This window comes from Salegentibacter sp. T436 (assembly GCF_001932675.1).
In the GTDB taxonomy this organism is placed as follows: Bacteria; Bacteroidota; Bacteroidia; order Flavobacteriales; family Flavobacteriaceae; genus Salegentibacter; species Salegentibacter agarivorans.
This window is the reverse complement of sequence record NZ_CP012872.1, coordinates 4007820-4022036: the sequence shown is the minus strand read 5'-3', so window position 1 is coordinate 4022036 and position 14217 is coordinate 4007820. Positions and strand designations below refer to the sequence as shown.

Genomic DNA, 14217 nt, shown 5'->3' with positions numbered 1-14217 from the left:
GCGGTTTTATATATTATATATGATTAACTTAAAAAGATATATAAAACTAATTTTTTATATATTTATATTAATATCCTATAATAAAATAACAATTTATGTCAAGATATTTTTTTCTTGTCGGTATTCTGCTGTTGCTAAATAATTCTTTTGGGCAACAGTTGGACCCAACTATTGAAATTACCCTAAATCCAGAGACTAGTTCTATTTCTGATACGGATAGGGCTAAAATTCCTTTTGATGAGAAATTTTTTATAAAGGGAACTCTTCAGGAACGAGAGGCAGATTTGCTAAAAGTCAAAATTAAAATTGCCAATCATTGTTTAAATATAGGAGAAGAGGGGTGTTATGAAAAATATAAAAGTAATGATTACTACTTTTATAACAAAGTCGATGAATCTGGTTACAAAAACTTAAATACCTTAAAATTAAACAATAAAAGTTTTAGAGTTTTAATACCTCCACTTCATCCTAATGAGCAATATGAATTTCAATTCATATTTTATGAAAATCTTGGTGACAATAAGCAAATATCTGATGAAGCTATAAACGTTATTACAAATTATATCAATGAGATAGTATCATTCGATAGTCCAATACTATTTAATGATATTAAGCAAATCAATTCTGAATTAAAGGATAGGCTTTATCCGATTACCGGTGTAAATAATTATTTTACAAAGGATGGAGTAGAAGCCAATCTCGAGCAACTACTTACAGAATCTCAAATAGAAGAGTTTGAAGAATTTATTTTGCTAAATAATGATATCTATAAAAAATATGAAGACCTTAACTATTACATAAGAGGCAATAAACCACCAATTAATAAACGAATTTATGAAATTATAGGAGATTCTACTTTTGTCAGTGACTTAGAGAAAATCAGAAGTGATGATGAAATTTGGAAAAAACTTGAAAAAAGTTCACCTTCAAACTTCACCCTTTCTATGGCTGATATTCTTGATATTTTGATTTTGGATACAAAGTCAAATCCTTATATAGATAAAGATTTCGAAGGGGATACATATTATGAAATTCCATTTATTAAGGCCAATCAAAATCGTGTTTTTGAAATTCTAGCTGGTGAAAAAAAGCTTGATGGGAAGAATATTGTTGATAATGATTCCATTATAAGTTTAACGAGTGGAATGGCTATTTTTGAAACCTTCCGGAAGACAATTGATTTAGGCTCCAAGAAAGGATATTTTAAAGATATAGATACGGATGTATTTAGAGAATGGACTAAAACGGTAAATCACATTCAAGGATCAATTGAAGAGACCCGGGATTTAGCTGAAAATTACCCCAATTTATTGTCAGGTTTATACAGTTCCTTTTACGTACCCCTAGACCTTAGTACCAAAGTCAATATATCTACTAGCGAATCACCTTATTTAGGTGTTGATTTTGGAGTTTTCATTGCTCCAGAAATTAACTCAACCTTTATTTTGGATGGGATTAATTTTCATTTGAAACCTGTAAATCGGTCAGCAAAATATAGCGACTTAAAAAAATTTGATGAATTTTTAAAAAGAACTAGTATTCAAATTGGTTTAGTTCAAAGAATAGGTAGTTACGAGGATAGGTTTGAAAAATATTTCGATTTAGGTAGTCCTTATTTTGGAATTGGATTTAGAGTTATTCCTATACTTAGAATGAATTTAGGTGGAATTTTTTATAAAGAAAAAAATGTGAATCCGATAATCACCGATTTAAATACAGAATTTACTTGGGGTATTTCGGCAAGTTTAGATGTTGAGTTAAAAGATGCTCTGTCAATTTTTGGAAAATTAATTAAACCTTAATAAAATAAATATGGAAAATTTTCATTTGATTTTCACGAATTTATTCAAGGATTCTAGAGTAAGTGATCGAGATAAGAACATTTTAAAACTGCCCTTCCATAAAAGTGAACTAAAAGGTTTGGGTAAATCAAGAACTACTTTAGAAATCGAATATGTGTTGAAAGATAATATATCAATAGAGAATTTTGTTTTAAGATTCAGACTGGTAGGTGGAAGAAGTGATCAATTTTATTTTTTAATTAATGAGGAAACTAAAAGTAAAATAATAGATATAGAAATTAATAGGAAAATAGAACAAGGCGATGTTTTTAAAGTGGAATTGGAGTTAGTATCTAATTTGAGTTCTAATGAGTTGGATCTTGGCTATTTTTTAATGGATTTTTATAAAAAGTTTAGTGATGACGAATATTTTAAAAATTATGGTTGGGAAACTTTTAAGAGCATGCATGCAATTTAGAGGTTTAAAAAATTCAATTTTACTGGTAATTATTTCTGTTTTCTTTATTAATTGTGAAGGTGTCCCAATTGAATATCTCGAAAATGATGAAATTTTATCATTTGAAATAAAGGATTTGGAAACTGGAGAGGCATTAACTGAAGCGCTAGGGGATGGTGAAAACCAAATTCAACTAATTGCAAATATATCTGAAAAAGCTGATCCGAAATATAGAACAATAACTTTTGAAACTTCAGGTGGGCAATTTATTTCGAATGGAGGAAAATCCATCGATAAAAAGGTCGATGTTAGTGGGCAATCCTCAGTAATTTTAGAGGTGCCATTAAGTAAGGACAGAATATATTTGTCGGCAAAAATAAAAAATGAGGCGTACAATATTATTAATGAAAAATTTATTGATTTATTAGAATTTGAAAATATAATTAAACTTGAGATTTTAGGTTCCTCAGGAAATGAATTAACGCAGGAGGTAGTAGCTGACGGTAGTTCCATTATTACCTTAAGAGCCATTGTTGAGGTTGACATGGATGAATTTCAAAATGTAACTTTCAAGAAAAGTAAAGGTGAGTTCCTAGGTGTTGATTCAAATCAGTCAATAAAACCGATAGATCAAGATGGAATTGCTGAAATTCAATTTGAAGTACCAATTGAGTCTGGCAGGGTTTATTTTTCAGCAGAAATTGGTAATAATGATAATCAATATATAGTAGAGCAATTTGTTGATTTGCAAAAAGCCTTTCCAAATGAATTGCTAATTGAATCGAATTCAACTAGCATTACTAAGTCAAATCCGATAGATTTAACCGTTTATACATTGCGTGATAATGGTAAAGCGAGCGATGGAATTGTAGTGAACTTTAAGGCTTATCAAACATTTGAAGATGATACTTTGTCGATAGGAAGATTTACAAATAGGGCGAATGCCACTACTTCAAATGGTGTTGTTTCGGGCGTTAAATTCTATATAGATACAAATGACTATAATCCTGATTTAGACATAGTAATTGAAGCTTATAGTGAAGGTTCAGGTCAAGCAGAAGTCTCGGATTCTGTTAAAATAGATATTATTGAATAATTGATTTCTTTAACCTTCTAACTAATGCCAAGATATTATTTAGGTTGAGTTCATTTGAAATGATTTGAGATACTATCAGCTTCAAACAGTTTCAACCATTACCAATTTCTATTTGGTCATTTGAACAATTTGGCTTTTTTTCAACGTGTAATCTTATTTGTATTTCTTCATTGGTGGAAGGAGAGCGGTAATAATAATCTATATACAAAAATTCCTCTTGTTCTTTAGGAAATACAATTGTTATTTTGCGTTTACTTCTTTTTTCACGAATTAGTGTAAGTCTGTCCTCTAAAACTTGGGTTTCCTGGATTTTTAAAACTTCTATATCCTTTCCCTGTTTTGTTTCGGTTACTATAGTTACATCATTGGGTTCAAAAACGATTCTCCGATCAACCCATTTAAACTCTGACCTGTAGATGTTGGGATAAGTTTCAGTAAGAAAAGAGTAATAAACCTCCTGCCCAAAAAAGTTAAAGGGTATAAATAAAAAAATTATGCAAAGAGTTTTCATTCTCCTAAAATTATAATACTTAAATGTTTAGAAGCTTGCAGTTTACACAAAAAGCATAATAAATTTTAAAAATGTGAGTTAGCCTTTTTAACCACACCTTACGCGAATAATCTCATCGATCCTGCTAGTATATCGATTTGAAAGACGTTCCTGTTTCATTTTCCAGGTACGGCCAAGATCCATTCCTGCAAATTTCACTTTTCCGTTTTCGGTTTTGTTTAATCGATCTATTGTTCTCATAAGTATATGATGCCGGGGGTCTTCCGCAGAAAACAATGAGAGCTGCCGTTCAGAAGCTGGCGTAATTCCCATAATAATTACTCCGGCTTTTTTGTATTGGTAACCGGGTTTATATATTTTTTTAAGTCCGTATAAGGCAGCTTTAGTCAAGACCATTGTAGAATGTGTGGGATTGGAGAGTTTAACCACCATATTAGCTCTGTATTGCTTTAGGTCGGTTCTAAAGGGGTTGGTAATTAAGAACACATACAGTAAAGTGCAGTTTGAATCTTGTTTACGAAGTTTTGCTGCGGCTTTGGCTGCATATGTGGCTACCCGCTCCCTCAAATCATTATAATCGCTATACATTTTATCAAAGCTCCTGGTAACTGCAATATTTTTTTTATTCTTTACTTCTTCAAAATCCAATGTAGATTCACCCGATAGATCCCGTTTCAGTCGCAAGCCTACAACGCTCATCTGTTTTTGAGCATATTCATTTGGAAGTTGAATAAATTCCCAGGCATTTTTCACATTGATATTTAATAATCGTTTTTCGTGTTGGCGCCCAATTCCCCAAACATCGCCAATCTTTGTCCAACGCAATGCTTTTTCTTTCTTTTCATCAGAATCTATCGCGTAAACACTACCGGTGCGATCGGCAAATTTCTTAGCAATTTTATTCGCAATTTTTGCCAGGGCTTTTGTAGGAGCGAGTCCTACACTAATTGGAATTCCGGTATGCCTTAACACATGTTCTACCATTTCTTTTCCAATTCGCTCCAGGTCATACAATTCGAAGCCATTAAATTTCAGAAAAGATTCATCTATGGAGTAAACTTCTATTTCAGGTGTAAATTGGGAAAGGATATTCATTACCCGTCCGCTCATATCTCCATATAGGGAATAATTACTGGAGAAAACGGAAATTCCTTTAGCTTCAAAATCTTTTTTAAATTGAAATGCTGGCGCTCCCATAGGGATCCCCAATGCCTTTGCTTCATTGCTGCGCGCAATAACACAACCATCGTTATTAGATAGTACAACCACGGGCTTATTACGTAAAGAAGGGTCAAAAACGCGTTCACAACTCGCATAAAAATTATTACAATCTACCAGGGCAAACATACTATAGGTCTTTTATGCAGTGAGTGACAATACCCCAAATCACAAAATCATTTTCTGGAGTGACTTTAATGGGTTGATATTTTTCATTTTCAGCCACCAGCCAGATGATATCCTTTTCAATCTTAATTCGCTTAACGGTAAATTCTCCATCGAGAAAACAAACTGCTATATTCTGATTTTTTGGTCTCAAGCTTTTATCAATGACCAAGAGATCACCATTCCCGATTCCGGCACCGATCATACTATCGCCTTCAGCTCTACCAAAGAAAGTAGCTTCTTTGTTCTTAATGAGTTGTTGGTTGAGGTCGATAATATCTTCCAAATGATCATCGGCCGGGGAAGGAAATCCGGCGGAAATCCCGCAGGAAGAAAATGGCATTATTAAATTATGAAGCGAATATTTTTTGTAAATTTTCATTAACTACGAATTGAACAACAAAAATAGGTAAATTTCCAAATAATAGGATATAATCCAATTTATTTAAAATGTGTTACGAAACCAGTCTTACTAAAAAATTATCAGCTATTGAGAAACATACCGGTGCTGAACTTTTATATTATGGAACCTACGAACCATATTATCATCTTTCAGGCTATACTCATCCAAACCTTTTTTGCTTACCAATTGAAGATCCTTCACATATATATCCTATGGAGTGGGGCTTATTTCCCAATCAACCAGGGATAGATATTATCGATTTCCGAAAAGATTATAATACCCTTAATGCGAGAGGAGAAAGTTTGCTTCACTCTAAACTTTTTAAAGAACCAGCAAGAAAACGGCGCTGTTTAATCCTGGCGGATGGCTTTTTTGAACCCCATTACCCAAATGATAATTTTAAAGCTAAGCCGGTTCCCAAATATTGTTATTTGGAAAACAGAAAGCTTTTTTGTTTTGCCGGTATTTATAATGAATTTGATGATGAATATTGGAATGTTAGCCTGGTGACTACTGAAGCTAACGATTTTTTTGAAAAAATTCATAATAAGAAAAAACGGATGCCTTTAGTATTAGACCCTGCTTTTGAAGGAGAATGGTTACGGGAAGATTTATCAGATAAAGGCATTTTAGACCTGGTAAAACACGGTTTTATTAAGGAAGAATTTAAATCTCATTCGGTAGCCAATATTTATAAACGTGAGATTAATACCAATACCCCTGAATTTTTAGAACCTGTGGATGATGGAGCAGGGGAACAGGGCAAGTTATTTTAATTTTTTGAAGCCGCTTCATCAGGTTTCGTACTTTTTTTTTTCCTTAAAAGACTTACAGATATTACGCACCTCTCTATATATTTTTATATAATTTTCATTGATTTCCTCATCTGAAAAGAATTGCCCTACTTCAGGCAGTTCCCTTTCAATTAGCTGCTGCTTAAAATGTACTTTTTTATCCTTCCCATCGGCGTATGTGATAAACTCTCCTTGTTTTAAACCAAAAAACACATTCGCTCTTACTTTGTAAATTTCTTTTTCGCCCGTTGATATTTTAGTATCGAAATCTAAACCGGTACCCCGCATTACTGTTTTTGTTTCATCCTTAATAATTTCGAAAAAGCGTTCATAAAACCTTGCAGTGTCTGGATCATTAACTTTTCCGAAGAATTGATAAGATAGATTGCTTAAAATAGCCTTACTGGCTTTGTCTCCATACATCATATCATTCTGAATCTTATCCTGCATCACATATACGGTTGCTATATCATAGCTTCTAAGAGTGGCTGGAATACGATGCATATTTAATAACCTTATAGTTGGCGCTTCTTCAATAAGTAGGAAAGATGATTTGGAATGCCTCACGCTCATTTGTTTTACAATAGTATGCATTACCGTAGCGATCACCGGGGAATAGGAGGAATCGTATTTGGGATTATTTACAAGCGAGATTACCGCCGGGTTATCTTTATTATTAATATTTAGCGGAATATCATCTGCAGCCAACGCCATAAAAATCCGTTTACTGCTAATTTTCATCAAAGCTGTTGAAAGGGTACTCTTTACCCCCGCAGTTTGTTTTTCGGAATCTTTACCGCTTATAAAAGCATCTGCAAATGCCCGTGAAGTTTGGTTTGATTTTAAAAAACCAATAAGCTCATCGGTGTCCAAATATTGATAAATCGCAATGAGGTGAGGGAGGGTACAAAATTTCGGAAATGAAACCTTTAGTTTCCAAATTAAACCGGAGATTAGTCCTTGCGCAGCATCATTAAAAAATTTTCCTACGCCTACCGCACCCGATTCTTTTTGTTCCAATAGGTTCTCAATCAAGACACGAGAAACCTCATTAATATCTTCTTCATTCTCCATATACCGCGGTGCAATAGGATTTACCCGATGAATTATTTTATCAAAGGAAAGTATATAGAACTCCAGATTTCGATTTTTAAATAGGGGATAGGCCATTTCGGTAATCTCAAAATCTTTATAGTCGTGTATAAGTCCGCAGAAAGAATTTCGGCTGAAATGTTGCAAAAGGTTATAAACAACACTTTCTGTTTTACCACTACCTGCAGCGCCAATTACAGAAACTCCGCGCTTAATATTATTGATTTTAAAGGCACCCCTCTCAGTCTTAAATTGAACCTGGTATTTAGTTTCGGTATTTGATATTTCTTTCTTGGGTATAAAAACATAAAGAACCGTATTGCTTAAAATAAGAGGACATCCCAAGTAAAGGGCTATGTTAGCTATTTCCTTTAATGAAGGATCATTCGGTAAAAGTGCCCAAAGGAACAAACCACATACAAGTAGATTCTTAGGAAATGCAAAAGAGGTGATTTTATACATTCGCAAGAAAATCCCGCTCCCGATTGCAATGCATAAGATAATATTTAGAAAATTGACTTCCATAGCTGGTTGATTTAAATTCCTATTGATGCAGATCTTGAAGCTGTTAGGATGCCTTTTTGAATTGTTTTTATCAGTTTCACGCTTAGCTGGGCTTTAGAAAGAGGAATTACAGGCGGCAAGGGGATACCGGTTTCTCTAAGCATTTTTATTGCCAGGGCTTTTTCAGATGCGGGCAATCCCATAATAGCAGAAAAATATGCTTTCGGACTCTTTATAAAATCTTTCCTGGCCTGGTAAGTTTCTACAAAATTACGTTGATATTGAAATTGTTTATCAAATGTCTTTTCTGCTTTTTTGAAAAAATCATCCCTGTTAAATCCTCTTTTCACCAGTTTACCATTCAGTTCAACCTCAGAAGCTTTGTATTTACTACCAGGCGATAGGCTATGGGAATTGGAAACATCCTTTCGGCTTACAATAATATGAATATGGCTCTGTTTTCCATCCTTAAGCATTCCCTGGACAATACGTTGGCCGTTTTGCTGGTGAGGAGCTTCCTTTTCCAAATTAATAATCTGTTGTTCCCTGGATCTTATGCTGCCTTGCATTTCACCACGTTCTATTTTCCGAATTTCATTTTTGAGTTCCAGTATTTTTGTGGCATAAGGCTGATTTTCCCTTACCTGGTAATCGGTGCCTTTAAATGCTCTGTGGTGTTCGATCTTTGCGAAATATTTAATATCGTTTACATTAATTGGTCTACCATTAATCTCTCGATTAAAGCTGGAGGCATAATCTTTCATAATTGCCCTGGTATATTGTTTTAAAGCTTCAGAACTGTTTTGTAGTTTTTTCAACTCATATTGTGATGGGTTTACGGTAATAGAATAAAATTTTGGTTCCATCTTTTCCAGTTTAGCCGTATTGGCATCTATTTCCTTTACAACTATTTCCGGAGAAATTTCATCCTCCTTCTGATTGAAAAAAAGCTCCTGATCCTTTTCTTCTATACCAGGAAGCTGATTCTCTTTTTCCAGGTAATCGACATAATCTGCGGCACTTTGAGAATAATTTGCGCCCAGTTTCTGAGGTGTGATAGTGATATACATAATAGGTTTATTTATAAAAATCGGGATGAGTATCGTCTTCCTCATAGTCCCTTATCCGATTTTCGTAGTTATTTTTGGGATCTGCAGCTTCCATTAAAGATTCCAAAATGCCTAAAGTGGGGTTTACTTTATTCTTCTCTATATCTTTCAAAATTGCGATTACTGCATTTATTCTTTTTTTGACAAGGTTTTCCAGAGTCTGCATTTTTGGACCCATCATTTCATTTGGGGAAATACTATTCATTTCAAAAAAATCGACCATCGATGATAGTGTCATTGATTGAGATTTAGATAAAGCCCGGCTGAACCTTTTAAATTTTTTGGCTACGGAAGTCTTGATCTTAAGAGTCTCGAACTTCTCTTTTTTATATTCTTCATCCATTTTTTAGTAATATTTTTGCCATTTCTCAATGGTTTTCAAAGGTTTTTAGTAATAAAACAACTTCTTTTTAATTTTGATCCTTGAATAAAATTATTTAAATAACTGTTAAACAGTTACTTGGGTTTTAAAAGGTATTTCTTAACGTGGCTCTGCCCGTTACCCTCTTGCTCTACCTTTTCGTCCCGCAGGGACAAAAATTTCAACTATCAAATTGAATTTAATAGCGCTTTAATTAGTGAGAAACTGAATCCCATTTTTTATGATTGAAAAAGAAAATCTTTAAAATTAACTGTAGAGAATTGGAAGAATAATTGAGAATTCTGTAAAATGAAAAACGGGATTATGAAAATCATATCCCGTTTTAGAAACTAATTATTTCCTGTTATAAAATGCCTTCATCGGCAAAGCTGAAGTAATCCCCATCGGGAGTTAGTATTAAATGATCCAGTACCTTAATATCAAAAAGTTCCCCTGCTTTTTTGATCTTTTCCGTTAGTGATTTATCAGGTAGGCTGGGTTGCAGCGTTCCTGAGGGATGGTTATGTGCTAAAATTATAGAGGTCGTAACGGACTTTAAAACTACCGCGAAAACAATTCTTATATCTACTAAAGTTCCGGTGATACCACCTGTAGAAAGTGTATAAATACCTTTTACCTTGTTTGAATTATTAAGTAGTAACATTTTAAAACTTTCAAAAAGTTCAATATTTTGTTTATCCCAATGCTCAAAAAGAAGGTTGGCGGCATCACGGGAAGAAGATATTTTGGGAAGCAATTTTGTTTTAATACTTCCGCTGTAACTTATTGCAATTTCATTAACTTTGGTTTCCATTATTGATTTGTTTAAAGTTAGATAGTGAAAGAGGGCGCACTTTTCGACGATGACGCCCTCTTTGTTTTTTGATTTAACTATCCTTTGCGGAGTTACCCAATAAAAGGATCTCATCTACTAGAATTTCGGTGATGTACTGTTTCTCTCCAGCTTCATTGTTATACGAGCGATAGGTTAATTTGCCTTTAATAGCAATTTCCTTCCCCTTAACGATATACTTACTGGCAAGTTCAGCCTGTCTACTCCAGGCTACTAGCTGGTGCCATTGTGTTTCCTGGACTTTCTCTCCGTCTTTTAAAAATTGTTCATTGGTGGCCAGAGAGAATCGGCAAACCAACATCCCGTTTTCAAACCTGTGAGATTTAGGATCTTCCCCTACGTTTCCAATTAACTGTACTGTGTTTCTAAGCGTTTTCATAACTAAAAGATTTAAAGGTTTATAATTGATTTTTAACTGATTTACTTATTGTATCCTGAGCGTTTTCCTTTTTTGATTTTTTAATTCCGCTTCCTTTTTGTGGATTTTGTATGATTTCATTTTTCCATTTTTAGATTTACTTCCTGTAGCGCCTTCACTGTTACCTTTTTCTGATGCTCATACATTTTCAAGATTTAGAATTAGGGAGGACTTATAAAAAGGGAGCGCAGGGACCGGCTTTATGCAGTCTGGACTAACTTCTAAATCTTGGTATTTTGCATTACAGAAAAAGGTAGGGGCAGTGAGGGACGGGTGTACTTCAGATAGAAAAAAGGAAGAGTAGGGAAGGAGCAGGAAACGGAATTAAATTAATTATGAAATCCAATTAGAGGACTTAAGTGGAAAACCAGAACCGAGAATGAAGCATTTCCGCATTTTGTGCGGAATAAGCGAAATGGAAGTTGGTGGTTTTTCGCTTGTGTCCGGTGCTTATGAATGAAGCTCTTTAGCCTGGAGGTACGGAAGGCTAATGTGCTGAATGGGTTAGTTCTCAAAGGTAATTTATAAATGGTGATAAATTCCAATGATCTTAAGTTTTATTATAGGGCTTATTTTAGGAATGAAAACGATTTAATATTGTCATCTTATTAAAACAATAATATTTGAATAATTTATGAGCGTATATCTTACATTTAAAAATAAAATTTTATTTTTAACAAAATATTAAACGTAGATATGGAATTTGAATTACTCGATCAGATTGTTTTCGCAGCTTATGCTTTATTAATTATTTGTATTGGCCTATGGGTTTCTAGAGGAAAGGGAGAATCTTCGGAAGATTATTTTCTTGCGAGTAAATCATTACCCTGGTGGGCAATAGGTACTTCTCTAATTGCTGCCAATATTTCGGCAGAACAATTTATAGGGATGTCTGGTTCGGGTTTCGCTATCGGTCTTGCTATAGCCTCTTATGAGTGGATGGCGGCCATTACTTTGCTGGTGGTGGGGAAGTTCTTTTTACCCATTTTCATTGAAAAAAAATTATATACTATACCTGAATTTGTTGAGGTTCGTTATGGGACTAACCTAAAGACTATATTGGCAGTTTTTTGGATTGCACTTTTTGTTTTTGTAAATCTTACATCAGTTCTTTACTTAGGCGCCACAGCTTTGGATACTATTATAGGTGTAGGAGATGGATCTATATTTATGTATTCCATTATAGGATTGGCATTGTTTGCTGCTGCCTATTCACTCTACGGCGGACTTGCCGCTGTAGCCTGGACAGATGTCGTGCAGGTTGTCCTCCTAATTGCAGGAGGGTTAATTACTACCTATATTGGGCTTTCCCATGTTGCAGAGGATGGGAACGTCATTTCTGGGATCGTTTCTATTTATGAAGAAGTACCAGAAAAGTTCTCCATGATTCTTGAGAAAGGAGAGATTATGACTCCTAATGGAAAAGATGCCTGGTGGGATTTGCCTGGATTGGCTGTTTTGTTAGGTGGGATGTGGGTAGCCAACCTATATTATTGGGGATTCAATCAGTATATAATACAGCGTACTCTTGCTGCTAAAAGTCTTAGAGAGTCTCAGAAAGGAATTATATTGGCTGGTTTTCTTAAACTTTTGATTCCGCTTATCGTAGTGGTACCGGGGATTATTGCTTACGTGATGAATACTGGGCCTAACGGTGAAATTTCTTCAGCTTTTACGGATCCTTCTTTTATTGCCGAAGGGGGAAGGGTAATAAATGACAATGCATTTCCCTGGCTAATCAAGGAATTTATTCCGGTTGGGCTTAAAGGTTTGGTACTGGCAGCTTTGGCCGCAGCAATTGTATCTTCCATAGCTTCAATGCTGAATTCTACCGCGACGATTTTTACAATGGATATTTACAAACCTTACTTCAATAAAGGACGTACAGATAAAAATCTTGTGATGGTAGGACGGCTTTCTGCTACAACTGCCTTAATTATTGCAGTAATTCTTGCTCCGCAACTTAAAAACCTGGGCCAGGTATTTCAATATATACAGGAATATACTGGCATTGTAAGCCCTGGTATACTGGCTGTGTTTATGCTTGGATTATTTTGGCGAAAAACAACCAACAAAGCTGCTATCTGGGGCGTATTATTATCGATGCCTATTGCACTTTACTTTAAAGTTGGACCAAATAAATGGGTGGATAATCAAATATTTGTGGAGCTGCCATTTATGCATCAAATGTTTATTACGTGGATATTAACAATGTTGATTATGGTAGGTGTAAGTTATGCAGATACCAAAGGAAAGGATCACGAAAAGGCAATTATAATTTCTAAGAAACTGTTTAAAACAAGTCCTATATTCAATATATGCAGTTTTGCAATTATGCTGATAGTAGCAATGTTATATGCCTTATTCTGGTAAGAGCACTTTAAAAGGAAACCAAAATTTTCATTTTGGTTTCCTTTTAAAGTCCTTATAATTACTTAAAGCTTTTCCAAAGCCTTGGTTGAATCACGATAGAGTATTTTTGATTCAAGCACTGTTGATATTTTCTTTTTGGTAAGCTCCCCGCGGATTCTCGCTATAAGTGTTTCTACACTAAGCTTTCCTTGTTTTCCTGCATATTGTTCCACGGTTGTTAATGATGGGAGAAACTTTTCTCCCATAAAACCATTGGTAAAACCAATGACTGAGATTTCTTCCGGAATTTTATAGCCATTTTTAATGACAGAACGAATAGTGAAAATTGCCGACAGCTCGTCTGCAGCAAGAATTCCGTCAATGCTGTTTCTTTTTAATGCAGATAGTAGATTTTTTTCGAATACCCCATAATCTTTAATATGAATAATACAAGGTTTTACATTTATTCCTTTCATAGCTGCTAAATAGCCCTTCTTCCTGTGAAAATCCACGCTGGTATCATAAATTGTTGATAGGTAGGCGATTTTTTCGCATCCCGATTCATACATTTGCAGCGTAGCTTTTTTGGCTATTTGAAAATCGTCAATGGATACGTAATCACAGGGTAGCTGAGTAGTAATTCTGTCAAACAACACTACGGGAATTCCGTAATTTATTACATTCATAATGTGTGAAAAATCATTATTCCGTTGCGTTTCTTTTGCCAAAGAAATGATTAATCCATCCACACGTGCGCTTAAAAAGGTTGAGAGGCTGTCGGCTTCTTTTTTAGTGGAATCATTAGAAATACAAATAATTATTCTGTAGCCGAGGCTGCTAGCCATAGTTTCGATTCCGTCCAGGGCTTTTGCAAAGAAACTGTCTAGAACATTTGGAATAATAACACCAATAGTTTTAGTTTCTCTAGCTTTAAGACTTTGAGCCATTCCGTTAGGAATATAGTTATTTAGTAAAGCCAATTCTTTAACCCTATCTCGAGTTTCTGTACTAATTTCTGGACTGTCATTTAAAGATTTTGAGACCGTGGAAACAGATACGTTGAGCAGCTTAGCGAGATCCTTTAAAGTATATTTCTGCATCAT

Annotated in this window: 14 protein-coding genes; 5 read left to right on the top strand and 9 right to left on the bottom strand. The window is 34.5% G+C overall.

Annotation, left to right across the window (positions count from 1 at the left end; genetic code table 11):
* Window positions 1-95 precede the first annotated feature (95 nt).
* Genes AO058_RS17860 through AO058_RS17850 form a run of 3 tightly spaced genes read left to right on the top strand, consistent with a single transcriptional unit; the run spans window position 96 to window position 3334 of the window.
* Complete coding sequence (locus AO058_RS17860; RefSeq protein WP_075327772.1) at window positions 96-1802, top strand: hypothetical protein; 1707 nt, start codon at window positions 96-98, stop codon at window positions 1800-1802.
* A 10-nt stretch (window positions 1803-1812) separates the two neighbouring features.
* Complete coding sequence (locus AO058_RS17855; protein WP_075327771.1) at window positions 1813-2259, top strand: hypothetical protein; 447 nt, start codon at window positions 1813-1815, stop codon at window positions 2257-2259.
* A complete protein-coding gene (locus AO058_RS17850) occupies window positions 2201-3334 on the top strand; it encodes a hypothetical protein (RefSeq protein WP_156858162.1) in 1134 nt (377 codons plus the stop codon). The genes AO058_RS17855 and AO058_RS17850 overlap by 59 nt, the downstream gene beginning before the upstream one ends.
* A 91-nt stretch (window positions 3335-3425) precedes the next feature.
* Here AO058_RS17850 and AO058_RS17845 read toward each other — a convergent pair whose 3' ends face one another.
* From AO058_RS17845 to AO058_RS17835, 3 genes are all read right to left on the bottom strand, one after another.
* Window positions 3426-3845 (bottom strand): hypothetical protein, encoded by a 420-nt coding sequence (locus AO058_RS17845; RefSeq protein ID WP_075327769.1) that lies wholly within the window; start codon window positions 3843-3845, stop codon window positions 3426-3428.
* An 87-nt stretch (window positions 3846-3932) separates the two neighbouring features.
* Window positions 3933-5192 carry a Y-family DNA polymerase gene (locus tag AO058_RS17840; RefSeq protein WP_075327768.1) on the bottom strand — a complete coding sequence of 420 codons (1260 nt, stop codon included), beginning with the start codon at window positions 5190-5192 and terminating at the stop codon, window positions 3933-3935.
* A gap of 1 nt (window position 5193) precedes the next feature.
* Window positions 5194-5610 carry a LexA family protein gene (locus tag AO058_RS17835; RefSeq protein WP_075327767.1) on the bottom strand — a complete coding sequence of 139 codons (417 nt, stop codon included), beginning with the start codon at window positions 5608-5610 and terminating at the stop codon, window positions 5194-5196.
* A gap of 68 nt (window positions 5611-5678) precedes the next feature.
* Here AO058_RS17835 and AO058_RS17830 point away from each other — a divergent pair, with 68 nt between their 5' ends.
* On the top strand, window positions 5679-6407 hold the full coding sequence (locus AO058_RS17830; protein ID WP_075327766.1) for an SOS response-associated peptidase: 729 nt from the start codon (window positions 5679-5681) through the stop codon (window positions 6405-6407).
* Window positions 6408-6425: 18 nt separating this feature from the next.
* Here the strand turns inward: AO058_RS17830 and AO058_RS17825 are convergent, their stop codons facing one another.
* From AO058_RS17825 to AO058_RS17805, 5 genes are all read right to left on the bottom strand, one after another.
* A complete protein-coding gene (locus AO058_RS17825) occupies window positions 6426-8042 on the bottom strand; it encodes a type IV secretory system conjugative DNA transfer family protein (protein ID WP_075327765.1) in 1617 nt (538 codons plus the stop codon).
* 11 nt (window positions 8043-8053) lie between these two features.
* Complete coding sequence (mobB, locus tag AO058_RS17820; RefSeq protein ID WP_075327764.1) at window positions 8054-9091, bottom strand: MobB family relaxase; 1038 nt, start codon at window positions 9089-9091, stop codon at window positions 8054-8056.
* Between the two features lie 7 nt (window positions 9092-9098).
* Entirely contained in the window at window positions 9099-9473 is a 375-nt protein-coding gene (locus AO058_RS17815; RefSeq protein WP_075327763.1) for a BfmA/BtgA family mobilization protein, read from the bottom strand.
* A 382-nt stretch (window positions 9474-9855) separates the two neighbouring features.
* Window positions 9856-10305, bottom strand: a complete 450-nt coding sequence (locus tag AO058_RS17810; RefSeq protein ID WP_075327762.1) for a JAB domain-containing protein — start codon at window positions 10303-10305, stop codon at window positions 9856-9858.
* Window positions 10306-10378: 73 nt separating this feature from the next.
* A complete protein-coding gene (locus AO058_RS17805; RefSeq protein WP_075327761.1) occupies window positions 10379-10723 on the bottom strand; it encodes a single-stranded DNA-binding protein in 345 nt (114 codons plus the stop codon).
* A gap of 735 nt (window positions 10724-11458) precedes the next feature.
* On the opposite strand from AO058_RS17805, the gene AO058_RS17800 reads away from it, so the two are divergent.
* On the top strand, window positions 11459-13135 hold the full coding sequence (locus tag AO058_RS17800; RefSeq protein ID WP_075327760.1) for a sodium/sugar symporter: 1677 nt from the start codon (window positions 11459-11461) through the stop codon (window positions 13133-13135).
* Window positions 13136-13197: 62 nt separating this feature from the next.
* Here the strand turns inward: AO058_RS17800 and AO058_RS17795 are convergent, their stop codons facing one another.
* Entirely contained in the window at window positions 13198-14217 is a 1020-nt protein-coding gene (locus tag AO058_RS17795; RefSeq protein WP_083634218.1) for a LacI family DNA-binding transcriptional regulator, read from the bottom strand.

Bases quoted from the DNA above. Each gene is read 5' to 3' on its own strand.
- AO058_RS17860 (WP_075327772.1), top strand. From the start codon at position 96: ATGTCAAGATATTTTTTTCTTGTCGGTATTCTGCTGTTGCTAAATAAT.
- AO058_RS17855 (WP_075327771.1), top strand. From the start codon at position 1,813: ATGGAAAATTTTCATTTGATTTTCACGAATTTATTCAAGGATTCTAGA.
- AO058_RS17850 (WP_156858162.1), top strand. From the start codon at position 2,201: ATGACGAATATTTTAAAAATTATGGTTGGGAAACTTTTAAGAGCATGC.
- AO058_RS17845 (WP_075327769.1), bottom strand. From the start codon at position 3,845: ATGAAAACTCTTTGCATAATTTTTTTATTTATACCCTTTAACTTTTTT.
- AO058_RS17840 (WP_075327768.1), bottom strand. From the start codon at position 5,192: ATGTTTGCCCTGGTAGATTGTAATAATTTTTATGCGAGTTGTGAACGC.
- AO058_RS17835 (WP_075327767.1), bottom strand. From the start codon at position 5,610: ATGAAAATTTACAAAAAATATTCGCTTCATAATTTAATAATGCCATTT.
- AO058_RS17830 (WP_075327766.1), top strand. From the start codon at position 5,679: ATGTGTTACGAAACCAGTCTTACTAAAAAATTATCAGCTATTGAGAAA.
- AO058_RS17825 (WP_075327765.1), bottom strand. From the start codon at position 8,042: ATGGAAGTCAATTTTCTAAATATTATCTTATGCATTGCAATCGGGAGC.
- mobB (WP_075327764.1), bottom strand. From the start codon at position 9,091: ATGTATATCACTATCACACCTCAGAAACTGGGCGCAAATTATTCTCAA.
- AO058_RS17815 (WP_075327763.1), bottom strand. From the start codon at position 9,473: ATGGATGAAGAATATAAAAAAGAGAAGTTCGAGACTCTTAAGATCAAG.
- AO058_RS17810 (WP_075327762.1), bottom strand. From the start codon at position 10,305: ATGGAAACCAAAGTTAATGAAATTGCAATAAGTTACAGCGGAAGTATT.
- AO058_RS17805 (WP_075327761.1), bottom strand. From the start codon at position 10,723: ATGAAAACGCTTAGAAACACAGTACAGTTAATTGGAAACGTAGGGGAA.
- AO058_RS17800 (WP_075327760.1), top strand. From the start codon at position 11,459: ATGGAATTTGAATTACTCGATCAGATTGTTTTCGCAGCTTATGCTTTA.
- AO058_RS17795 (WP_083634218.1), bottom strand. From the start codon at position 14,217: ATGATGCAGAAATATACTTTAAAGGATCTCGCTAAGCTGCTCAACGTA.